We start from the raw sequence: 821 nt of genomic DNA on the forward strand, positions 1-821 counted from the left end.
GGAGATGCTGGTCGACGACGATCTCAAACTGGTGATGGCCCATGCTGGCGTAACGCCGCAGTGGGATCTGGCCACCGCGCAAATGTGCGCACGGGAAGTGGAAGCCATACTCAGCAGCGACAGCTATCCACTGTTTTTGGACGCCATGTACGGCGATATGCCCAATCACTGGAGCCCGGAACTGAGTGGTTTGCCGCGTCTGCGCTTTAGCACCAACGTATTCACCCGCATGCGCTACTGCTTCTCAGGCGGGCAGTTGGACATGATATGCAAAGAGGCACCGTCACAGGCACCTTCATTGCTCAAGCCGTGGTTTTACTTGCCCAGCCCGGTCGTAGAAGGGAATGCAGAAACGCCGGGCTACGCCATCGCATTCGGCCACTGGGCCTCTCTGGAAGGAAAGTGGACGCCGGATAACATTTATGCGTTGGATACGGGCTGCTGCTGGGGAGGCGAATTGACGATGTTGCGCTGGGAGGATAAGCGGATCTTTACTCAGCCGTCATTGGCACAAGGCATGGCAGCAGTCGGCGCAGAATAAGTAAAACACGCGCGGCCAGATTGCCCCGCGCGTGCGCCTATTCAGTTAACGCCGTTCGAGAATCTCAAAGCAATAGCTGTGCGAGTTCTTCTCATCAGCATCATGAAACTCGCTGAACACCGATGACCAGGCATCCGGTTCGTACTCCGGGAAATGGGTATCACCTTCCACTTCGGCGTCAATGTGCGTCAGATACAGACGTGAAGCCTGGGGCAGCATTTGCTGATAAATACTGCCGCCACCAATCACCATCACCTCTTCCGCCCCTTCGGCCGCTTCC

General features: G+C 56.5%; 2 protein-coding genes. One reads left to right on the forward strand and one right to left on the reverse strand.

All coding sequences use genetic code 11. The features are described from left to right. Positions 1–541: bis(5'-nucleosyl)-tetraphosphatase (symmetrical) ApaH (apaH, locus tag J5224_RS31645; RefSeq protein ID WP_264628937.1), on the forward strand; the 541-nt coding region annotated here is incomplete at its 5' end. A 45-nt stretch (positions 542–586) separates the two neighbouring features. Here the strand turns inward: apaH and J5224_RS31650 are convergent. Continuing rightward, the coding region (locus J5224_RS31650) for a dihydrofolate reductase (RefSeq protein ID WP_264628939.1) at positions 587–821 on the reverse strand (235 nt) is incomplete at its 5' end.

The sequence above is a fragment of the Candidatus Symbiopectobacterium sp. NZEC135 genome (genome assembly GCF_025962695.1).